The organism is Sphingomonas turrisvirgatae, from assembly GCF_001721295.1.
Classification (GTDB): Bacteria; Pseudomonadota; Alphaproteobacteria; order Sphingomonadales; family Sphingomonadaceae; genus Sphingomonas; species Sphingomonas turrisvirgatae.
The window spans coordinates 1-14,232 of the sequence record NZ_MDDS01000042.1 but is presented as its reverse complement, the minus strand read 5'-3'; the positions used below and the strand labels follow the sequence as shown (position 1 = coordinate 14,232).

The following is a 14,232-nucleotide window of genomic DNA, read 5'->3' as shown; positions in this document are numbered from 1 at the left end:
GGATCGGCGTGCTAGGGGGGGGCCCCCAGCCCCAGGGCGACCCCCCTAGCACGCCGATCCAGCCGGTGGCGTGAGGGGTCAGTTCAACTTTGCTGAATCAGCTAGTGCGCGGAAATCGGCAATCGAGTGATCGAAATAATGTAGTCGCGGCGCATCGAAGGTCACCATGTACAGGCTGCCCTTGATGATCGCCGCACGCGCTTCGCCTTTCCGGGTCAGCTGATCGTCGTCCGTGAAGAAATAGGTGAAGCGAACGCCGTCCTGCCCCAAGAACTTGGCCGGCGCAGTCGACTCGACCGTGAACGCCGCCAATCCCTTATAGGCGCGATAGGTGGATTCGAGCAGTTCGGGCACTTCCACTACCAGCGTGGCAGCGGTGAACTTCGGAAGCGGCTCGCGCTTCTTGCTCCGCTCCTTAACCAGCGGATTGCCTGGCTCGATCCCACCATAGAAGGTGACATCGTTTAGCTGCGTGCCGTCCAGCGTCCAGGTTTCAGCTTTCTTACCCGGTTTGACGTCCAGCCGGTTCCAGTCGCGCGTCGGGGTAACCCGAACGCCGGAGTCTGCGACCGCCACACTAACGCCGCTGGTGCGAAGCTTGTGCGCGTCCGCCGTGACGGCAAGCAACAGCGCGGGGATCAGGCCCAGCGCGAACAACGAGCTCTTCCTCATGGTCATTGTCCTACGCCTTGAACTGGAAGCATCATCTGGATGAAGGCTCGATCGGCGGCATCGGGCTTAAGTTCCAGATATTTACGGAGTGCAGCCTGCCCGTCTGAGGGGCGGCCGGTCTTGATCAGCGACAGGCCAAGGCCGCGATATGCGTCGGCCAACGTCGGGTCGAGCTGAACGGCGGCTTCGTAGAATTCGGCCGCGTTGACCAAATCACGCGGATTGCCACGCAGACGATAGAGATCGCCCCGCGCCATCCATAGCGTCGGCGTCCAACCCGAAGCCGCGAGCGAGTTGATGATATATTCGCTCGCCCCGAAGTCGTTGAGCTTGATCTGGTCGCTGAGGAACGCCGGCAGCCAAGGTGCTAACGCACCACGGTAGCGGTCAGCGCCATTGTCTCGCGATGCCCCAGCCGGTGCAGCGAGCAGGGTTAGATAGGCCGCTCGCTCCGCGTCGGGCGGATGTGATGCGGCGAATGCGATCTTGCTGAAGTTCGGTTTCTTCAGGCCCTTCGCGCGGGCCGACGCCTCAAACTCGCCCATCAAACCTTGGAAGACAGACGCCGCTGCCTGTGGACGCAGCAGGCTTCGATTGAGATAGCTGATCCCGAGGAAGTCAGCTTCTCGCTCGTTATCCCGGCTGAAGCGATAGAGCGAACCATAGACTGACAGCTCGAGGTCGTTGTAGGAACGGCGCGCATCATAGCTGGGTGCCATGCTCGCAAGCAGGGCCGTCCAGGCGAGAAGATCGGTACCAGACCTCGCCGCCTTGAAACGGTTCAGCGTGTGACGTTTCTCGTAATGGCCGAATTCATGGCCGAGGATCGCGCCAAGCTCAGCCTCGTTGCGCAATCGCAGCAGGAAGCCGCTGAATATTCGCAGCGTGCCATTTGGCGACATCGACGCATTGATCGTCGGTTCTCGCATGATGTAGATGCGCACCGACCTGCAACGGTCGGCCCCGACCGTCTCGCACAGCACGTTCCGAACATAGGCGTTGAGCTTCTCGTCGCGGATGACCAGTGCCGACGCGGCCAGCTTCCGCTCCGATTCATCGTCCTCGCGCCACATGCCGATCTCGTCGACCCCTTGCGGCTGATACACGCCGGCATAGGGCGGCGGCGGCGGGGCGACGGTCTGCTTGTCCGCTGCGGCCGAGGTCAATGCCAGTGCCCCTGCCACGGCCGAGTGGAACAAGCTCACTTGGCGGCTTCCTTCTCGATCGCGCTTCCGGGAAAGTCTTCGAGTAACTGCCGCACGCGCTTTTCGGACCCATCCGGCTCGCGAACGTCGCCACCGATCTGACTGTCAGCGTTCAGCCACAACAGATCGCCCGTCTTCAGGTCGATCAGACCGGCATAGCCGCGATGCTCGCCCGACTGGACAGCGATTCCCGGCCCCAGCAGCGCCAGGACTTGCAGTACCTTGCGACCGGTCGAGCCGTAGGCGTCGCGGTTGTAGATGAAGAGCGCGTAATTGGCGTCTTTCGCCCCGGGCAGATCGGCCACGCCTGCGCCCAGCGACCAGTCGAAGATTCCCGCCTTGTTATCCATTTTTTTGGTCGGCAGTCGGTTGCCGATGAAGAACTGATATTCGATCACGGCTTGGGAAATGGCACTGAACAGGGCCATATACTCCTCGACCTTGCGTGCATCCTCGCCATAAGCCTCCGGAGCGATGACGATCTCATTTCCCAGCTGTCGCTGGAACTTCTCCAGAGCGATGCGGATGTTCGCCTTCGATTTCTCGGTCCAGTCCGCGTTGGGTTCGAACATGCCGCCTGTCGATTGTGCGCCGACGCTCACAGCAGGGCGGAAGACCAGGATCTTCTTCTGACTATTGCGCTTAAGTTCGAAACCCTGCCGGACAGCAGTTTTCTCTTGCGCGTGCGCAATGCCCGATACGGCGCACAGCAACAAAGCGGCGATTACACGCCGGCAGAATAGTTTCAAAGGAGCCCCCTCCAATAGTGCGACGAACAAGTCCGCGGCGCTTCGGATGCTATCGCAGCAAAGCTGATAAGCAAGCGGAATATCGTCGCAGCTGCACCACTTTGGATGAACCCGATCGCCCGCCCCTTCGTTGATCGCGAAAGGAGAAATGCCATGACCAATCCCGATCCGCATCCCGACAGCGCGCCGCAGGACGATCATGATCGCCGCAGCGATATCGAGCAGGCCGTCACCGGCACGAACAGCGATATCGAGAATGTGCACGAGGCCGATGGCGTAACCAGCTCGACCTCGCCCGAAGGCGCTCAGGGTGAGAATGGCGCGGGCGGCGTGGTCAAGAACCAGGACGATCTAGCGCAGTGACGCCAAGGAGGCAGCGATGACCGACGAGCGCAACCAGCCGCACAAACCCGGCGGCGATCTCGAGGACGATGGCGACGTGCGCGACGTGGCGGACCGCCAGGCCGTGAAGAACCAGGGTACCGCCACGCCGGATGATTATCCGCAAGGGTCCGACGGCAAGCCCGATACCCCGGCACCGCCCGACTGACGCCCTGTACCCGAACCCGTCATCCCGGCAAAAGCCGGGATCTCGGGCGATTGCAGGACCGGAACCTCGTCACCCCGGCGCCGGCCGGAACGACGATCAGCCGCCGTCGAGCGCCTTCTTGAGCAGTTCATTGACCACGCCGGGGTTCGCCTTGCCCGCCATCGCCTTCATCGTTTGACCGACGAAGAAGCCGAACAGCTTGTCCTTGCCTGACCGGTATTCGGCGACCTTGTCGGCATTGGCGTCGAGCACCTTGGCGATTTCCGCCTCGATCGCGCCGGTGTCGCTGGTCTGCTTGAGCCCGCGTTCCTCGACGATCTTTGCGGGATCGTCACCGGTCTCCAGCATGATCTCGAACACCTGCTTGGCCAGCGTGTTGGACAGCGTGCCCTCAGCCACCAGCCCCAGCAGCTGCGCCGCCTGCGTGGCCGAGACCGGGCTGTCCTCGATGTCCCGACCCAGCCGGTTCAGCGCGCCGAACAGTTCCGACGTCACCCAGTTCGCCGCCGCCGGCGCCTTGGCCCCCGCCTCGAGCAGCGCATCGAAATAGCGCGCCGCCTCGACCTCGGCGGTCAGCACCGCGGCATTGTACGGCGTGACCCCCAGCGAGAGGTAACGCGCGCGCTTCGCATCCGGCAGTTCGGGCAACGAGGCGCGGCACTCGTCCAGGAATGCGTCGTCCAGCTCGAGCGGCAGCAGGTCGGGATCGGGGAAGTAGCGATAATCGTGCGCGTCTTCCTTTGACCGCATCGACCGCGTCTCGCCCTTGTCCGGGTCGAACAGCCGCGTTTCCTGAACGATCGTCCCGCCGCTCTCGATCACGTCGATCTGGCGCAGCGCTTCGATCTCCACCGTCTGCATGACGAAGCGGACGGAGTTCACGTTCTTCGTCTCGGTGCGCGTGCCGAACGGCTCGCCCGGCCGACGAACGCTGACATTGACGTCCGCGCGCATCGACCCCTGATCCATATTGCCGTCGCACGACCCGACATAGCGCAGGATCGATCGCAACTTCGACAGATAAGCCCCTGCTTCGGCGGGCGAACGCATGTCGGGCTTCGACACGATCTCCATTAGCGCCACGCCGCTGCGGTTGAGGTCGACATAGGATCGCGTCGGATGCTGATCGTGCATCAGCTTGCCGGCATCCTGCTCGACATGGATGCGCTCGACGCCGATCGTTTTGGTTTCGCCCTCAACCTCGATCTCGATCGTGCCTTCGCCCACCAGCGGGTGATAGAGCTGGCTGATCTGATACCCCTGCGGCAGATCGGCGTAGAAGTAATTCTTGCGATCGAACCGCGACCCTTTGTTGATCTTGGCCTCGATCGCCATGCCGGTGCGCACCGCCTGGCGGATGCACTCGCGGTTCGGCACCGGCAGCATGCCAGGCATCGCCGCATCGACCAGGCTCACCTGCGTGTTCGGCTCCGCGCCGAACGCCGTGGCCGCGCCCGAGAACAGCTTGGCGTTCGACGTGACCTGCGCGTGGACCTCCAGGCCGATCACGACCTCCCACTCGCCCGTTGCGCCCTTGATGCGAAACTCGCTCATCTTACCACCACTGTCCCGGTCGCGCCGTGAATCCCGCCCGCTGCTCGATCGCAAGGCTCGCGTTCAGCACGCCCTGCTCGTCCAGCGGCTTGCCGATGATCTGAAGCCCCAGCGGCAGCCCGTCCTTGTCCAGCCCGCCCGGCACGCTCATCGCCGGAATGCCGGCGAGCGAGGAGGGCACGGTGAAGACATCGTTCAGATACATCGCCAGCGGATCGGCGCTCTTCTCGCCCAGCGCGAACGCCGCGCTCGGCGCGGTCGGGGTGAGCAGCAGGTCGCAGTCCAGCCACGCCCGCTCGAAATCACGCGCGATCAGCGTCCGCACCTTCTGCGCCTGGGTATAATAGGCGTCATAGAAACCGGCTGAGAGCACATAGGTGCCGATGAGGATGCGGCGCTGCACTTCCGGGCCGAACCCGGCGGCGCGCGTCGCCGCGTACATCTCCTGCAGGTTCGCGCCCTCGGGCAGCTCGCGCATGCCGTACCGCACGCCGTCATAGCGGGCGAGGTTGGACGAAGCCTCGGCCGGCGCGATGATGTAATAGGCCGGCAGCGCATATTTGGTGTGCGGCAGCGAAACCTCGACGATCTCGGCCCCGGCATCCTTCAGCCAGTCGATCCCCTGCTGCCACAGCGCCTCGATCTCGCCCGGCATGGCGTCGACGCGATATTCCTTGGGGATGCCCACCTTCTTGCCGCGCAGGTCGGGGTTCAACCCCTGCTCCCACTTCGGCACGTCGAGCTGAAGCGAGGTTGCGTCCTTCGCGTCGAAGCCCGCCATTGCTTCCAGCATGATCGCGCAATCGCGCACGTCGCGCGCCATCGGCCCGGCCTGGTCGAGGCTGGAGGCAAAGGCCACCACGCCCCAGCGCGAGCAGCGGCCATAGGTCGGCTTGATTCCCGCAATGCCGGTGAACGCCGCCGGCTGGCGGATCGAACCGCCCGTGTCGGTGCCGGTCGCCGCCGGGCACAACCGCGCGCTGATGGCCGAGGACGAGCCACCCGACGACCCGCCGGGCGCGAGCGGCGCGTTGCCGCCATCCTGACGTCGCCACGGCGAGATCACGTTGCCGAAATAGCTCGTCTCGTTCGACGACCCCATCGCGAACTGGTCGAGATTGAGCTTGCCCAGCATCCCCGCGCCCGCGTCCCACAGCTTTTGCGAGACGGTCGATTCATACTCCGGCTTGAACCCTTCCAGCATGTGGCTGGCGGCGGTGGTCTGCACGCCCTTGGTGCAGAACAGGTCCTTCATCCCGATCGGAACGCCGGCCAGCGGCTTCAGCGTCTCGCCCGCCGCGCGCGCTGCATCGGCTTCGCGCGCAGCGGCAATCGCATGTTCGGGCGTTTCGACGATGAAGGCGTTGAGCTGGCGCGCCTGGCTGACCCGCACGATGAAGGCGTCCGCCACTTCGCGAGCCGAGAACTCGCCCGTGCGGATCCCGTCGCGCAACGCTGCGACGCCAAGGTCGGTGATCTGAGTCATGAATGTTCCCCTGCGAAAGCAGGGGTCCAGAGCCGCGCACGGCCCGCCTGCGACTCTGGATCCCAGGTCGAGCCCGGGATGATCGAATTATCTCGTGCCGTGATCATTCGATCACCTTGGGCACAGTGAAGAAGCCATGCTCGCCGGCGGGGGCATTGGCGAGCACCGCCTCGCGTATGTCGCCGTCGTTCACGACATCGTCGCGCAGGCGCAGCTTGTTGGGGATGACGGCAGTCATCGGCTCGACCGACGCGGTGTCGACCTCGCCCAGCTGCTCGATCCAGCCCAGGATGTTGTTGAGCTCTGGCGCGAGCCGCTCGGCATCGGCATCGGTGATCGCGATGCGCGCGAGGCTCGCCACCTTCTTTACGGTTGCAGTGTCTACGGACATGGACGGGCGGCTAGCCCCTCGCCGCCGAAACTTCAACCACGCCGTGAGGTTGCATGTTTTGCAGCCATCGCGCACGGGAACCCGGTTGCGGCGGCCCGCTTTATGTTGCAACGCACAAAGGAGAGCCGATTGGCACGTAAGTTCCTCTATGTCGTGGCGGTTTTGATCGTGTTGGCGATTGCAGCGACCTTTGCCTATCGCATCTGGGGCATGCAGCTGCTGCGGCAGGCGATGATCCCCGGCGCGCGGTTCGAACCGCAGGCCGCGTTGCCCAAGGACAGCTATGCGCGGCCCGACATGTGGCTCGCCCGGCCCGATCGGCCGAACAATCCGGCGTCATGGCTGCCCGCCGGCATGAAGGTCGAGCAACCCGGAGACGCGGCGGTGTTCGCCATCCACCCGACCTCCTATCTCGACCGTTCGCGCTGGAACGCGCTGCTCGACAACAAGGAGGCGAACGATCGCGCCGCGCTGTTCCTGCGGGGCCAGGCCAGCGCGTTCAACGCCGCCGGGCTCATCTGGGCGCCGCGTTATCGCCAGGCGACGTTCGGCGCGTTCCTGACGGCGAGCGCCGATGCGCAGGGCGCGCTCGACCTTGCCTATCGCGATGTCGAGGCGGCGTTCGACCAGTTCCTCGCCGAAGCGAGCGACCGCCCGATCATCCTGACCGGCCACAGCCAGGGCGCGCTGCACCTCACGCGCCTGCTGCGCGATCGGGTCGCCGGACAGCCGGTGGCCAAGCGCATCGTCGCGGCCTATGTCGTCGGCTGGCCCGTGTCGAAGAGCGCCGACCTGCCGCGCATGGGCCTTTCCGAATGCACGCGCGCCGACCAGACCGGTTGCATCCTGTCGTGGCAGAGTTTCGCCGAGCCCGCCGACCCGGCGCTCATCCTCGACACGTTCGACGCCACCACCGGCTTCACCGGCGCCAGCCGGGCGGGCACCGCAATGATCTGCACCAACCCGCTGACTGGCATGGCGAGCGGCGACGCACCGCCCGCTGCCAATCTCGGCAGCCTGGTGCCCAGTTCGGACTTCGCCACCGCCACGCTTCAGACCGGGATGGTGGGCGCGCGCTGCGGCGGGCGCGGCATCCTGTTGATCGGCGAGCCGCCGGCTGCGCTCGGCAGCAGCCAATATGTCCTGCCGGGCAACAACTATCATGTGTTCGACTATTCGCTGTTCTGGGCAAACATCCGCGCCGACGCCGCGCGGCGGCTGGCGGCGTTCAAATGATCACCACCGATCGCGCAACCTTCCGGGACGCATTGCCCGACGGCGGACGGCTGCTCGGGCTGGATGTCGGCACCAAGACGATCGGCACTGCGCTCTGCGACGCCGGCTGGTCGTTCGCCAGTCCCGCCGACCTCATCAAGCGGACCAAGTTCACGATGGACAAGGCGGCGCTGGCCGCGATCATCAAGCGCCAGCAGGTAAAGGGCCTCGTCATCGGTCTGCCGCTCAACCTCGACGGCAGCGATTCGCCGCGCACCCAGTCCACGCGCGCCTTCGCCCGCAATCTCGACGATCTCGGCCTGCCGATCCTGCTGTGGGACGAACGCTGGTCCACTGCGGCGGTCGAGCGCCAGATGATCGCCGAGGACCTGTCGCGCGCCAAACGCGCCGAGCGGGTCGACAAGCTGGCGGCAAACTACATCCTGCAGGGCGCGATCGACGGGCTGGCGGCTTCAATCCCTCTCCCATCGGGAGTGGGAGGTACGCGCGAAGCGCCGGAAGGGTGAGGGCGACTGGCCGAGAGAGGTCGCCCGCACCCTTTCCTCTCCGGGTGGGAGAGGGAGAATTCCTTGCCACCTCTCCCCCGTCCCGCTAACCGACCGCTTCAATGCAACCGCCGATCGACCATCGCCCCGGCGCCCAGATTTACGGGCGCGCCGTGTTCCCGCACGCGCATCTGACGGGTATTTCCGGGCTTCAGCCGCACGAAATCCTGTTCCTGCTCGACGAGGCCGAGCAATGGATCGAGGCGAACCGCACCCGCGCGAAGAGCGACCGGCGGCTCGATGGCCTGACGCAGATCAACGCTTTTTTCGAGAACTCGACCCGCACGCTCTTGAGCTTCGAGATCGCGGGCAAGCGTATGGGCGCCGACGTCGTCAACATGCATGCCGCGCAGTCGAGCGTGAAGAAGGGCGAGACGCTGATCGACACCGCCGTCACGCTGAACGCGATGCGCGCCGACGTGATCGTCATCCGCCACATGTCGTCGGGCGCGGTTCAGCTGATCGCCGACAAGGTCGACTGCCCGGTGCTCAATGCCGGCGACGGCAGCCATGAACACCCCACGCAAGCACTGCTCGACGCGCTCACCATCCGCCGCCGCCGCGGCGCGATCGCACATCAGCGTGTCGTCATCTGCGGCGACATTCTCCACAGCCGCGTCGCGCGGTCCAACATCCTCGCACTGACCGCGCTTGCCGCGGAGGTGCGCGTCGTCGCGCCCTCGACCCTGATGCCCGCCGCGATCGAAAAGATGCACGTGACGCCCTTCACCGATTTCGATGCGGCGCTGGAAGGTGCGGACGTGGTGATGATGCTGCGCCTCCAGAACGAGCGTATGTCGGGTGCCTTCATCCCCTCGACACGCGAATATCATCTGAACTACGGCCTCACCCCTGCCCGCCTCGCCCGCGCCAAGCCCGATGCGCTGGTGATGCATCCCGGGCCGATGAACCGTGGGGTGGAGATTACCTCGTCGGTCGCCGACATGCCCGGACGATCCGCCATTACCGAACAGGTCGAAATGGGCGTCGCGGTGCGCATGGCCTGCCTCGACGTGCTGACCCGACGCGCGCGCGGCGTGGAGGGCTGGGCATGAACCTGACCTTCGCCAACGCACGCCTGGTCTGCCCCGAAGCCGGCGCGCGCGCCGGCGACCTGCACGTCGTCGATGGGCGGATCGCTTCTGAAGCCGGCGAAGGCGCACAGGTCGTCGATTGCCGCGGCCGCATCCTCGCCCCTGCCCTGATCGACCTCGGCGTGTTCGCGATGGACAAGGCGGCGTGCCGCGCCGGCGGGATCGCGCGCATCGGCCTGATGCCTGACCAGTCGCCCGTGCTCGACGGCCCCGGCCTCGTCCAGCGCGCCGCCGACATGGGCAAGCCCGAATTGTGGGTCCATCCGATCGCCGCCGCCACGCGCGGCCTTGCGGGCGAGAGCCTGGCCGAGTTTGCCACCAATGCCGAAGCCGGCGCGCGCGCAGTCTCGACCGGCCGCGCCTGGATCGCGGATTCGGGCGTCATGCGCCGCGTGCTCGCTTATGCGCGCGACTGCGGCCTTACCGTCATCACCCATGCCGAGGATGGCGGACTGACCGGCAGCGCAGTCGCGACGGAGGGCGAGACGGCGACGCGACTCGGTCTGCCCGCCGCTCCCGCCATAGCCGAAGCGTTGGCGGTCGCCCGCGACATCATGCTGGCCGAACAGACCGGCGCCGCCATCCATTTTCGTCAGCTGACCACCGCTGCCGCGTTCGATCTCGTCAGGGCAGCCCGCGCGCGCGGCGTCGCGGTGTCGTGCGGCATCACGCCGGCGCATCTGCTGCTGTCGGACATCAACGTCACCGACTTTCGCACCTTCGCCCGGCTGTCGCCGCCCCTGCGCGACGAGCATGATCGGCAGGCCGCGCTCGCCGCGCTTGGCGATGGAACGATCGACGTGCTCTGCTCCGGCCACGACCCGCAGGGGCCAGAGGAAAAACGCCTCCCCTTTGCCGACGCGACTCCCGGCATGGCCGGCGCGACGACGCTGCTGGCGCTCGGCCTTGGCCTGGTGCGGGACGAGCGGATCACGCTGCAGCGGCTCTTCGCGATGCTTTCGCGTACCCCGGCACGGCTGCTCGGCATCGCTGCGGGTTCGCTCGAACCGGGGATGCCCGCCGACCTCGTGCTGGTCGATCCCGATGCGCCGTGGCAGATCGATGCCGACCGCATGCCGGGCAAGGCCGGCAACACGCCGTTCGACGGACTACCGGTTCAGGGCAAGGCGCTGCGCCTGTTCAAGGGCGGCAGCGAAGTCGGCTGACGAACGAACGGCCGCGCCCCTTTCGGAGCACGGCCGTCGCCATCCTCTCCGGTGGATCGATTAGCGCGCGGCCAGGCGCGTGCCCTTGGCCCAGCTCGCCACCTTGTCGCCGGCGCCGGTCCGAACGAAGCAACTGCCGCCGCTCGAACGCACGGTCCGGCACAGCGCGAGCGCATCGGACCGGTTGAGACCGCCGACCGCCAGCCGCTCGAACGCGCCCGCCTTGGTCGTCACGCTCGCGCTTGACGGCGTCAGGCCTTGCAGCGCCGGCACACGCTTGATTGCACGGCCCCACGCATCGCGCGCGACGCCGGCCGAATCGAAGGCGCCGAGCTGCACGAACCACTGGCCGTTCGACTGGGCAAAGGATGCACGCTCGGCCTTGACGTTCCGCATGGTTCCGACGGCCTTGTGCTCGACAGCGGGCTTGACGGCGGCCGCGCGAACCGGCCTGGCGACCGCCACCGGCATCGTCTGCACCACTTCCGCGCGCTCGGCGAACACGATCTGCGCGCCGCCCGCCATGCTGACCGATGGCGCTGCGACCGTCACCGCCGCGACGCTGCCGACCTCGGCCGGGGCCGCTGCGGGCACCGTCACAGCCGCGCTGTCGACAGCGATTCCGGGCATGAAGGTGTCGACCGGGTCGGCAACCTGCTGCGCCGCCACGGCGACGCTCATCGATCGCGCCAGCGCCAGCTGTTCGGGCTGCCCCTTGTCGGCGATCGGCGTGACGTTCAGCAGCGCTGCAACCTGGTCATAGGCGTTCTGCGGGCGCGAGAAGCTTGCCCACTGCATGATTCGCGCGTCGACCTGATCGGCCGGCAGGTCGAGCTCGGCAACCGCCTTTGCCTGCTGCCACTGCCCGGCAAGCGCCAGGCTGAGAGCGAGATTCTGCCGCGTCTTGGCGTCGGCACCGGGCTGGCGCGCCGCTTCGCTCAGCACCGCGACCGCGGTGCCGGGATCGCCCGCCAGGGCAAAGGCGAGGCCGCGATCGCTGGCGGGAATCGTGGCTTGGTGAGTCGTCAGCGTTTCGCGAGCCGTCGTCCACTCGCCATTGGCGATCTGCGCCAGCGCGAGGTTCAGCGCAATGCGACCGCTCGCCGGGTCGAGCGACAGTGCTTCGTTCAGCGCCTGCGCCGCCGATACGAAGCGGCCAGCGAGCAGATAGGTCTCGCCCAACAACTTGCGATATTCGCCGTTCTTGGGATCGAACGCGACAGCCGCCTCGGCCAGCGTGACCGCCAGCTGCGCCTTCTGCTTGGCCAGTGCCTTGCGGGCGTCCTTTGCGGCCTTGGCCGCCTTGCGCGTGTCGGCGGTGTCGGCCTTCGCGCCAGCGACAGCCAGGCCGCCCAGCAGCCCGGGCCCGCCGATCAACGGCGCGCCCAGCACCAGCGCGGATGCCGCGATGGTCAGATATCGACGTGCGTTCATGGCTTCAAAATCCCCCTGATCAACGCGCCTTGCCCGCCGGCAGCTGGCGCACCAGCGCGCCGACTTCGGGCAGCGTCTCGAGAAACGCGTCCAATGCCTCGGTGACGAGATTCTGCGCCGACCGGCCTGAAAGAGCCGAAGCGAGGCGCAGCTTCAAATGACGTTCCTGGTCCAGCCGCAGCGTGAAGGCGGCCTTGCCCTTTTTCGCCGCGACTTCGCGGCCGATGCGCGCGGCGGTGGCAGTCGATACCGGGCGAGCGGCCGGCGTCTGCGCGACCGGCAGCGGTGCGGGCGCAGTCACCACCACTGGCGCGGGTGCCGGCTCGGTCGCGACGACCGGTGCTTCGACCGGCGCGGCGAATTCCTCTGCCAGCACCTGACGCTGCTGCAACACCGGCGGCGCGGTTTCGGGCAGCGGCATGTCCGCGCCCATATCGTTCCAGCCAAGATCGTCCAGCGACGTGCCCGGATGCAGCCCGACAAAGCCCTGCGGGCGCATGGCCGGGCGCGCCTGGCCCTTGCGCGCAAGCAGGCCGGACGAGAGCGAGGCGGCGGGTTTCGAGTTACCGAACATCAGCTCACCACCCGGCGGCCAAAGCCACCCTGCGGACGGCCGGCATAGGCGACGTGAGTCGCGGCCGGCGCAGTGAAGACGGTGCGGCGGAAGTTCTTTTCCAGCCGGTCGTTGATATAGGTCCACAATGCGGTGACCTCGGCGCACGACTTGCCGTTCGGGTCCATTTCCATAACTGTCCGCCCGTCGATCATCGACGAGGCGAAGTCGGTCCGCTGATGCAGCGTGATCGGCGCGACGGTGCCATGCTGCGACAGCGCGACGGCGGCTTCGCTGGTGATCTTCGCCTTGGGCGTCGCGGCGTTGACCACGAACAGCAGCGGCTTGCCCGCGCGTTCGCACAGGTCCACCGTTGCACCCACGGCGCGCAGGTCGTGCGGGCTGGGGCGCGTCGGTATGACGATCAGCTCGGCGACCTGGATCACGCTCTGGATGGCCATGGTGATGGCGGGCGGCGTGTCGATCACCGCTAGGCGAAAGCCCTGCTGGCGCAGCACCTCCAGGTCGGCGGCGAGCCTTGCGACGGTGGTCTGCGCAAAGGCGGGAAACTCCGTCTCGCGTTCGTTCCACCAATCCGACAGCGACCCTTGCGGATCGATGTCGATCAGCACGACCGGACCATGCCCGGCGCGCTGCGCCTGCACCGCCAGGTGCCCGCTAAGCGTGGTCTTGCCAGATCCACCTTTTTGCGATGCCATCGCGAGTACGCGCATCTACCCCTCTGAAAAGCCCGGTATCCCGAAGCATGAATTGCCACTCCCGGCCTAAGAAGCGGTTAACGGTTCGCCGCCGCCACCGCGCGACGCTCCATTTAACGCGACGCTAACCATCGCTTTGCCATCGTCCGGTTCACTGGCATGATCTGGGCGATGGATCGGGAATTGGCGCGATGAAGTATCTGGCGACAGCGGTGCTCGCCGCAATGGCGATGGCGGGCGCTCCGGCATGGGCCGATGTGAAGGCCGGGGTCGATGCGTGGCAGCGCGGCGACTATAAGAAGGCGATCGCCGAATGGCGCGGCCCGGCCGTCGCGGGCGATGCCGATGCGCAGTTCAACCTGGGTCAGGCTTACAAGCTCGGCCGCGGCGTGCCCATCGACCTCGCTCAGGCTGAACAATGGTATCGCAAGGCTGCGTTGCAGGGCCATCCGCAGGCCGAAGAGAATTACGGCCTCGCCTTGTTCGAAAACAACAAGCGCCTGCAGGCCGTCGAATGGCTGGAGAAGGCAGCATCGCGCGGCGAACCGCGCGCGCAATATGTCCTGGGCACCATGTATTTCAACGGCGACGCGGTGACCAAAGATTGGGTGAAGGCCTATGCGCTGACGCTCCGCGCTGCCGCGCAGGGGCTCGCTCAGGCCACATCCGCACAGGCGCAGATGGACCGCTTCATCAGCTTGACCGATCGCCAGCGCGGCACCGAACTCGCCCGCGCCTACGAACGCGACGCCGACCGTCCGCAGCTTGCCGCCTTGCCCACGCCGCGTCCGCAAGTGGTGCCGGTCACGCGTACCGAGGTGCCGCCTTCGATCGCCCCATCGCGGCCGATCCCCGCACCAAACGAAGCCGAACCGCCC

The 14,232-nt window shown here is 66.4% G+C and carries 16 protein-coding genes; 7 read left to right on the top strand and 9 right to left on the bottom strand.

From position 1 onward, the window contains the following. Positions 1-78: 78 nt before the first annotated feature. From BFL28_RS14405 to BFL28_RS14395, 3 genes are read right to left on the bottom strand one after another with little or no spacing between them, the layout of a single operon-like run. Positions 79-672 (bottom strand): hypothetical protein, encoded by a 594-nt coding sequence (locus BFL28_RS14405; protein ID WP_069321250.1) that lies wholly within the window; start codon positions 670-672, stop codon positions 79-81. 2 nt (positions 673-674) lie between these two features. Next, positions 675-1,877 (bottom strand): M48 family metallopeptidase, encoded by a 1,203-nt coding sequence (locus BFL28_RS14400; RefSeq protein ID WP_069321249.1) that lies wholly within the window; start codon positions 1,875-1,877, stop codon positions 675-677. Then, positions 1,874-2,800: a hypothetical protein gene (locus tag BFL28_RS14395; protein WP_338152256.1), complete on the bottom strand. Its 927-nt coding sequence runs from the start codon at positions 2,798-2,800 to the stop codon at positions 1,874-1,876. Before BFL28_RS14395 ends, BFL28_RS14400 begins: the two co-directional genes overlap by 4 nt. On the opposite strand from BFL28_RS14395, the gene BFL28_RS14390 reads away from it, so the two are divergent. After that, complete coding sequence (locus BFL28_RS14390) at positions 2,780-2,989, top strand: hypothetical protein (protein WP_069321248.1); 210 nt, start codon at positions 2,780-2,782, stop codon at positions 2,987-2,989. The two genes, BFL28_RS14395 and BFL28_RS14390, sit on opposite strands and share 21 nt — an antisense overlap. Positions 2,990-3,005: 16 nt before the next feature. Next, entirely contained in the window at positions 3,006-3,176 is a 171-nt protein-coding gene (locus tag BFL28_RS20975; RefSeq protein ID WP_158011660.1) for a hypothetical protein, read from the top strand. 96 nt (positions 3,177-3,272) lie between these two features. On the opposite strand, the gene gatB is transcribed toward BFL28_RS20975, so the two are convergent. From gatB to gatC, 3 genes are all read right to left on the bottom strand, one after another. After that, positions 3,273-4,730, bottom strand: a complete 1,458-nt coding sequence (gene gatB, locus BFL28_RS14385; protein ID WP_069321247.1) for an Asp-tRNA(Asn)/Glu-tRNA(Gln) amidotransferase subunit GatB — start codon at positions 4,728-4,730, stop codon at positions 3,273-3,275. 1 nt (position 4,731) lies between these two features. Further along, entirely contained in the window at positions 4,732-6,216 is a 1,485-nt protein-coding gene (gene gatA / locus BFL28_RS14380) for an Asp-tRNA(Asn)/Glu-tRNA(Gln) amidotransferase subunit GatA (protein WP_069321246.1), read from the bottom strand. Positions 6,217-6,319: 103 nt separating this feature from the next. After that, a complete protein-coding gene (gene gatC / locus BFL28_RS14375) occupies positions 6,320-6,607 on the bottom strand; it encodes an Asp-tRNA(Asn)/Glu-tRNA(Gln) amidotransferase subunit GatC (protein WP_069321245.1) in 288 nt (95 codons plus the stop codon). Positions 6,608-6,736: 129 nt separating this feature from the next. Between gatC and BFL28_RS14370 the strand changes: the two genes are divergently transcribed. From BFL28_RS14370 to BFL28_RS14355, 4 genes are all read left to right on the top strand, one after another. After that, positions 6,737-7,843, top strand: coding sequence for a DUF3089 domain-containing protein (locus BFL28_RS14370; RefSeq protein ID WP_069321251.1), 1,107 nt, complete (start codon positions 6,737-6,739; stop codon positions 7,841-7,843). Further along, positions 7,840-8,349: a Holliday junction resolvase RuvX gene (gene ruvX / locus BFL28_RS14365; protein ID WP_069321244.1), complete on the top strand. Its 510-nt coding sequence runs from the start codon at positions 7,840-7,842 to the stop codon at positions 8,347-8,349. Before BFL28_RS14370 ends, ruvX begins: the two co-directional genes overlap by 4 nt. 101 nt (positions 8,350-8,450) lie before the next feature. Next, positions 8,451-9,443 (top strand): aspartate carbamoyltransferase catalytic subunit, encoded by a 993-nt coding sequence (locus BFL28_RS14360; RefSeq protein WP_069321243.1) that lies wholly within the window; start codon positions 8,451-8,453, stop codon positions 9,441-9,443. After that, positions 9,440-10,648: a dihydroorotase gene (locus BFL28_RS14355; protein ID WP_069321242.1), complete on the top strand. Its 1,209-nt coding sequence runs from the start codon at positions 9,440-9,442 to the stop codon at positions 10,646-10,648. The genes BFL28_RS14360 and BFL28_RS14355 overlap by 4 nt, the downstream gene beginning before the upstream one ends. A gap of 60 nt (positions 10,649-10,708) precedes the next feature. Here the strand turns inward: BFL28_RS14355 and BFL28_RS14350 are convergent, their stop codons facing one another. From BFL28_RS14350 to BFL28_RS14340, 3 genes are read right to left on the bottom strand one after another with little or no spacing between them, the layout of a single operon-like run. Further along, a complete protein-coding gene (locus tag BFL28_RS14350) occupies positions 10,709-12,082 on the bottom strand; it encodes an SPOR domain-containing protein (RefSeq protein WP_069321241.1) in 1,374 nt (457 codons plus the stop codon). 19 nt (positions 12,083-12,101) lie between these two features. Further along, positions 12,102-12,656, bottom strand: coding sequence for a hypothetical protein (locus tag BFL28_RS14345; RefSeq protein WP_069321240.1), 555 nt, complete (start codon positions 12,654-12,656; stop codon positions 12,102-12,104). Then, positions 12,656-13,369 (bottom strand): ParA family protein, encoded by a 714-nt coding sequence (locus tag BFL28_RS14340; RefSeq protein WP_069321239.1) that lies wholly within the window; start codon positions 13,367-13,369, stop codon positions 12,656-12,658. The genes BFL28_RS14345 and BFL28_RS14340 overlap by 1 nt, the downstream gene beginning before the upstream one ends. A 176-nt stretch (positions 13,370-13,545) precedes the next feature. On the opposite strand from BFL28_RS14340, the gene BFL28_RS14335 reads away from it, so the two are divergent. Next, a partial coding sequence (locus tag BFL28_RS14335; RefSeq protein ID WP_131818661.1) for a tetratricopeptide repeat protein occupies positions 13,546-14,232 on the top strand: 687 nt, incomplete at its 3' end.

Excerpts from the sequence above, each read along its gene's own strand:
- BFL28_RS14360 (WP_069321243.1), top strand. The coding sequence starts at position 8,451 with ATGCAACCGCCGATCGACCATCGCCCCGGCGCCCAGATTTACGGGCGC.
- BFL28_RS20975 (WP_158011660.1), top strand. The coding sequence starts at position 3,006 with ATGACCGACGAGCGCAACCAGCCGCACAAACCCGGCGGCGATCTCGAG.
- BFL28_RS14345 (WP_069321240.1), bottom strand. The coding sequence starts at position 12,656 with ATGTTCGGTAACTCGAAACCCGCCGCCTCGCTCTCGTCCGGCCTGCTT.
- BFL28_RS14355 (WP_069321242.1), top strand. The coding sequence starts at position 9,440 with ATGAACCTGACCTTCGCCAACGCACGCCTGGTCTGCCCCGAAGCCGGC.
- ruvX (WP_069321244.1), top strand. The coding sequence starts at position 7,840 with ATGATCACCACCGATCGCGCAACCTTCCGGGACGCATTGCCCGACGGC.
- gatC (WP_069321245.1), bottom strand. The coding sequence starts at position 6,607 with ATGTCCGTAGACACTGCAACCGTAAAGAAGGTGGCGAGCCTCGCGCGC.
- BFL28_RS14405 (WP_069321250.1), bottom strand. The coding sequence starts at position 672 with ATGAGGAAGAGCTCGTTGTTCGCGCTGGGCCTGATCCCCGCGCTGTTG.
- BFL28_RS14350 (WP_069321241.1), bottom strand. The coding sequence starts at position 12,082 with ATGAACGCACGTCGATATCTGACCATCGCGGCATCCGCGCTGGTGCTG.
- BFL28_RS14395 (WP_338152256.1), bottom strand. The coding sequence starts at position 2,800 with ATGCGGATCGGGATTGGTCATGGCATTTCTCCTTTCGCGATCAACGAA.
- gatA (WP_069321246.1), bottom strand. The coding sequence starts at position 6,216 with ATGACTCAGATCACCGACCTTGGCGTCGCAGCGTTGCGCGACGGGATC.
- BFL28_RS14390 (WP_069321248.1), top strand. The coding sequence starts at position 2,780 with ATGACCAATCCCGATCCGCATCCCGACAGCGCGCCGCAGGACGATCAT.
- gatB (WP_069321247.1), bottom strand. The coding sequence starts at position 4,730 with ATGAGCGAGTTTCGCATCAAGGGCGCAACGGGCGAGTGGGAGGTCGTG.
- BFL28_RS14340 (WP_069321239.1), bottom strand. The coding sequence starts at position 13,369 with ATGCGCGTACTCGCGATGGCATCGCAAAAAGGTGGATCTGGCAAGACC.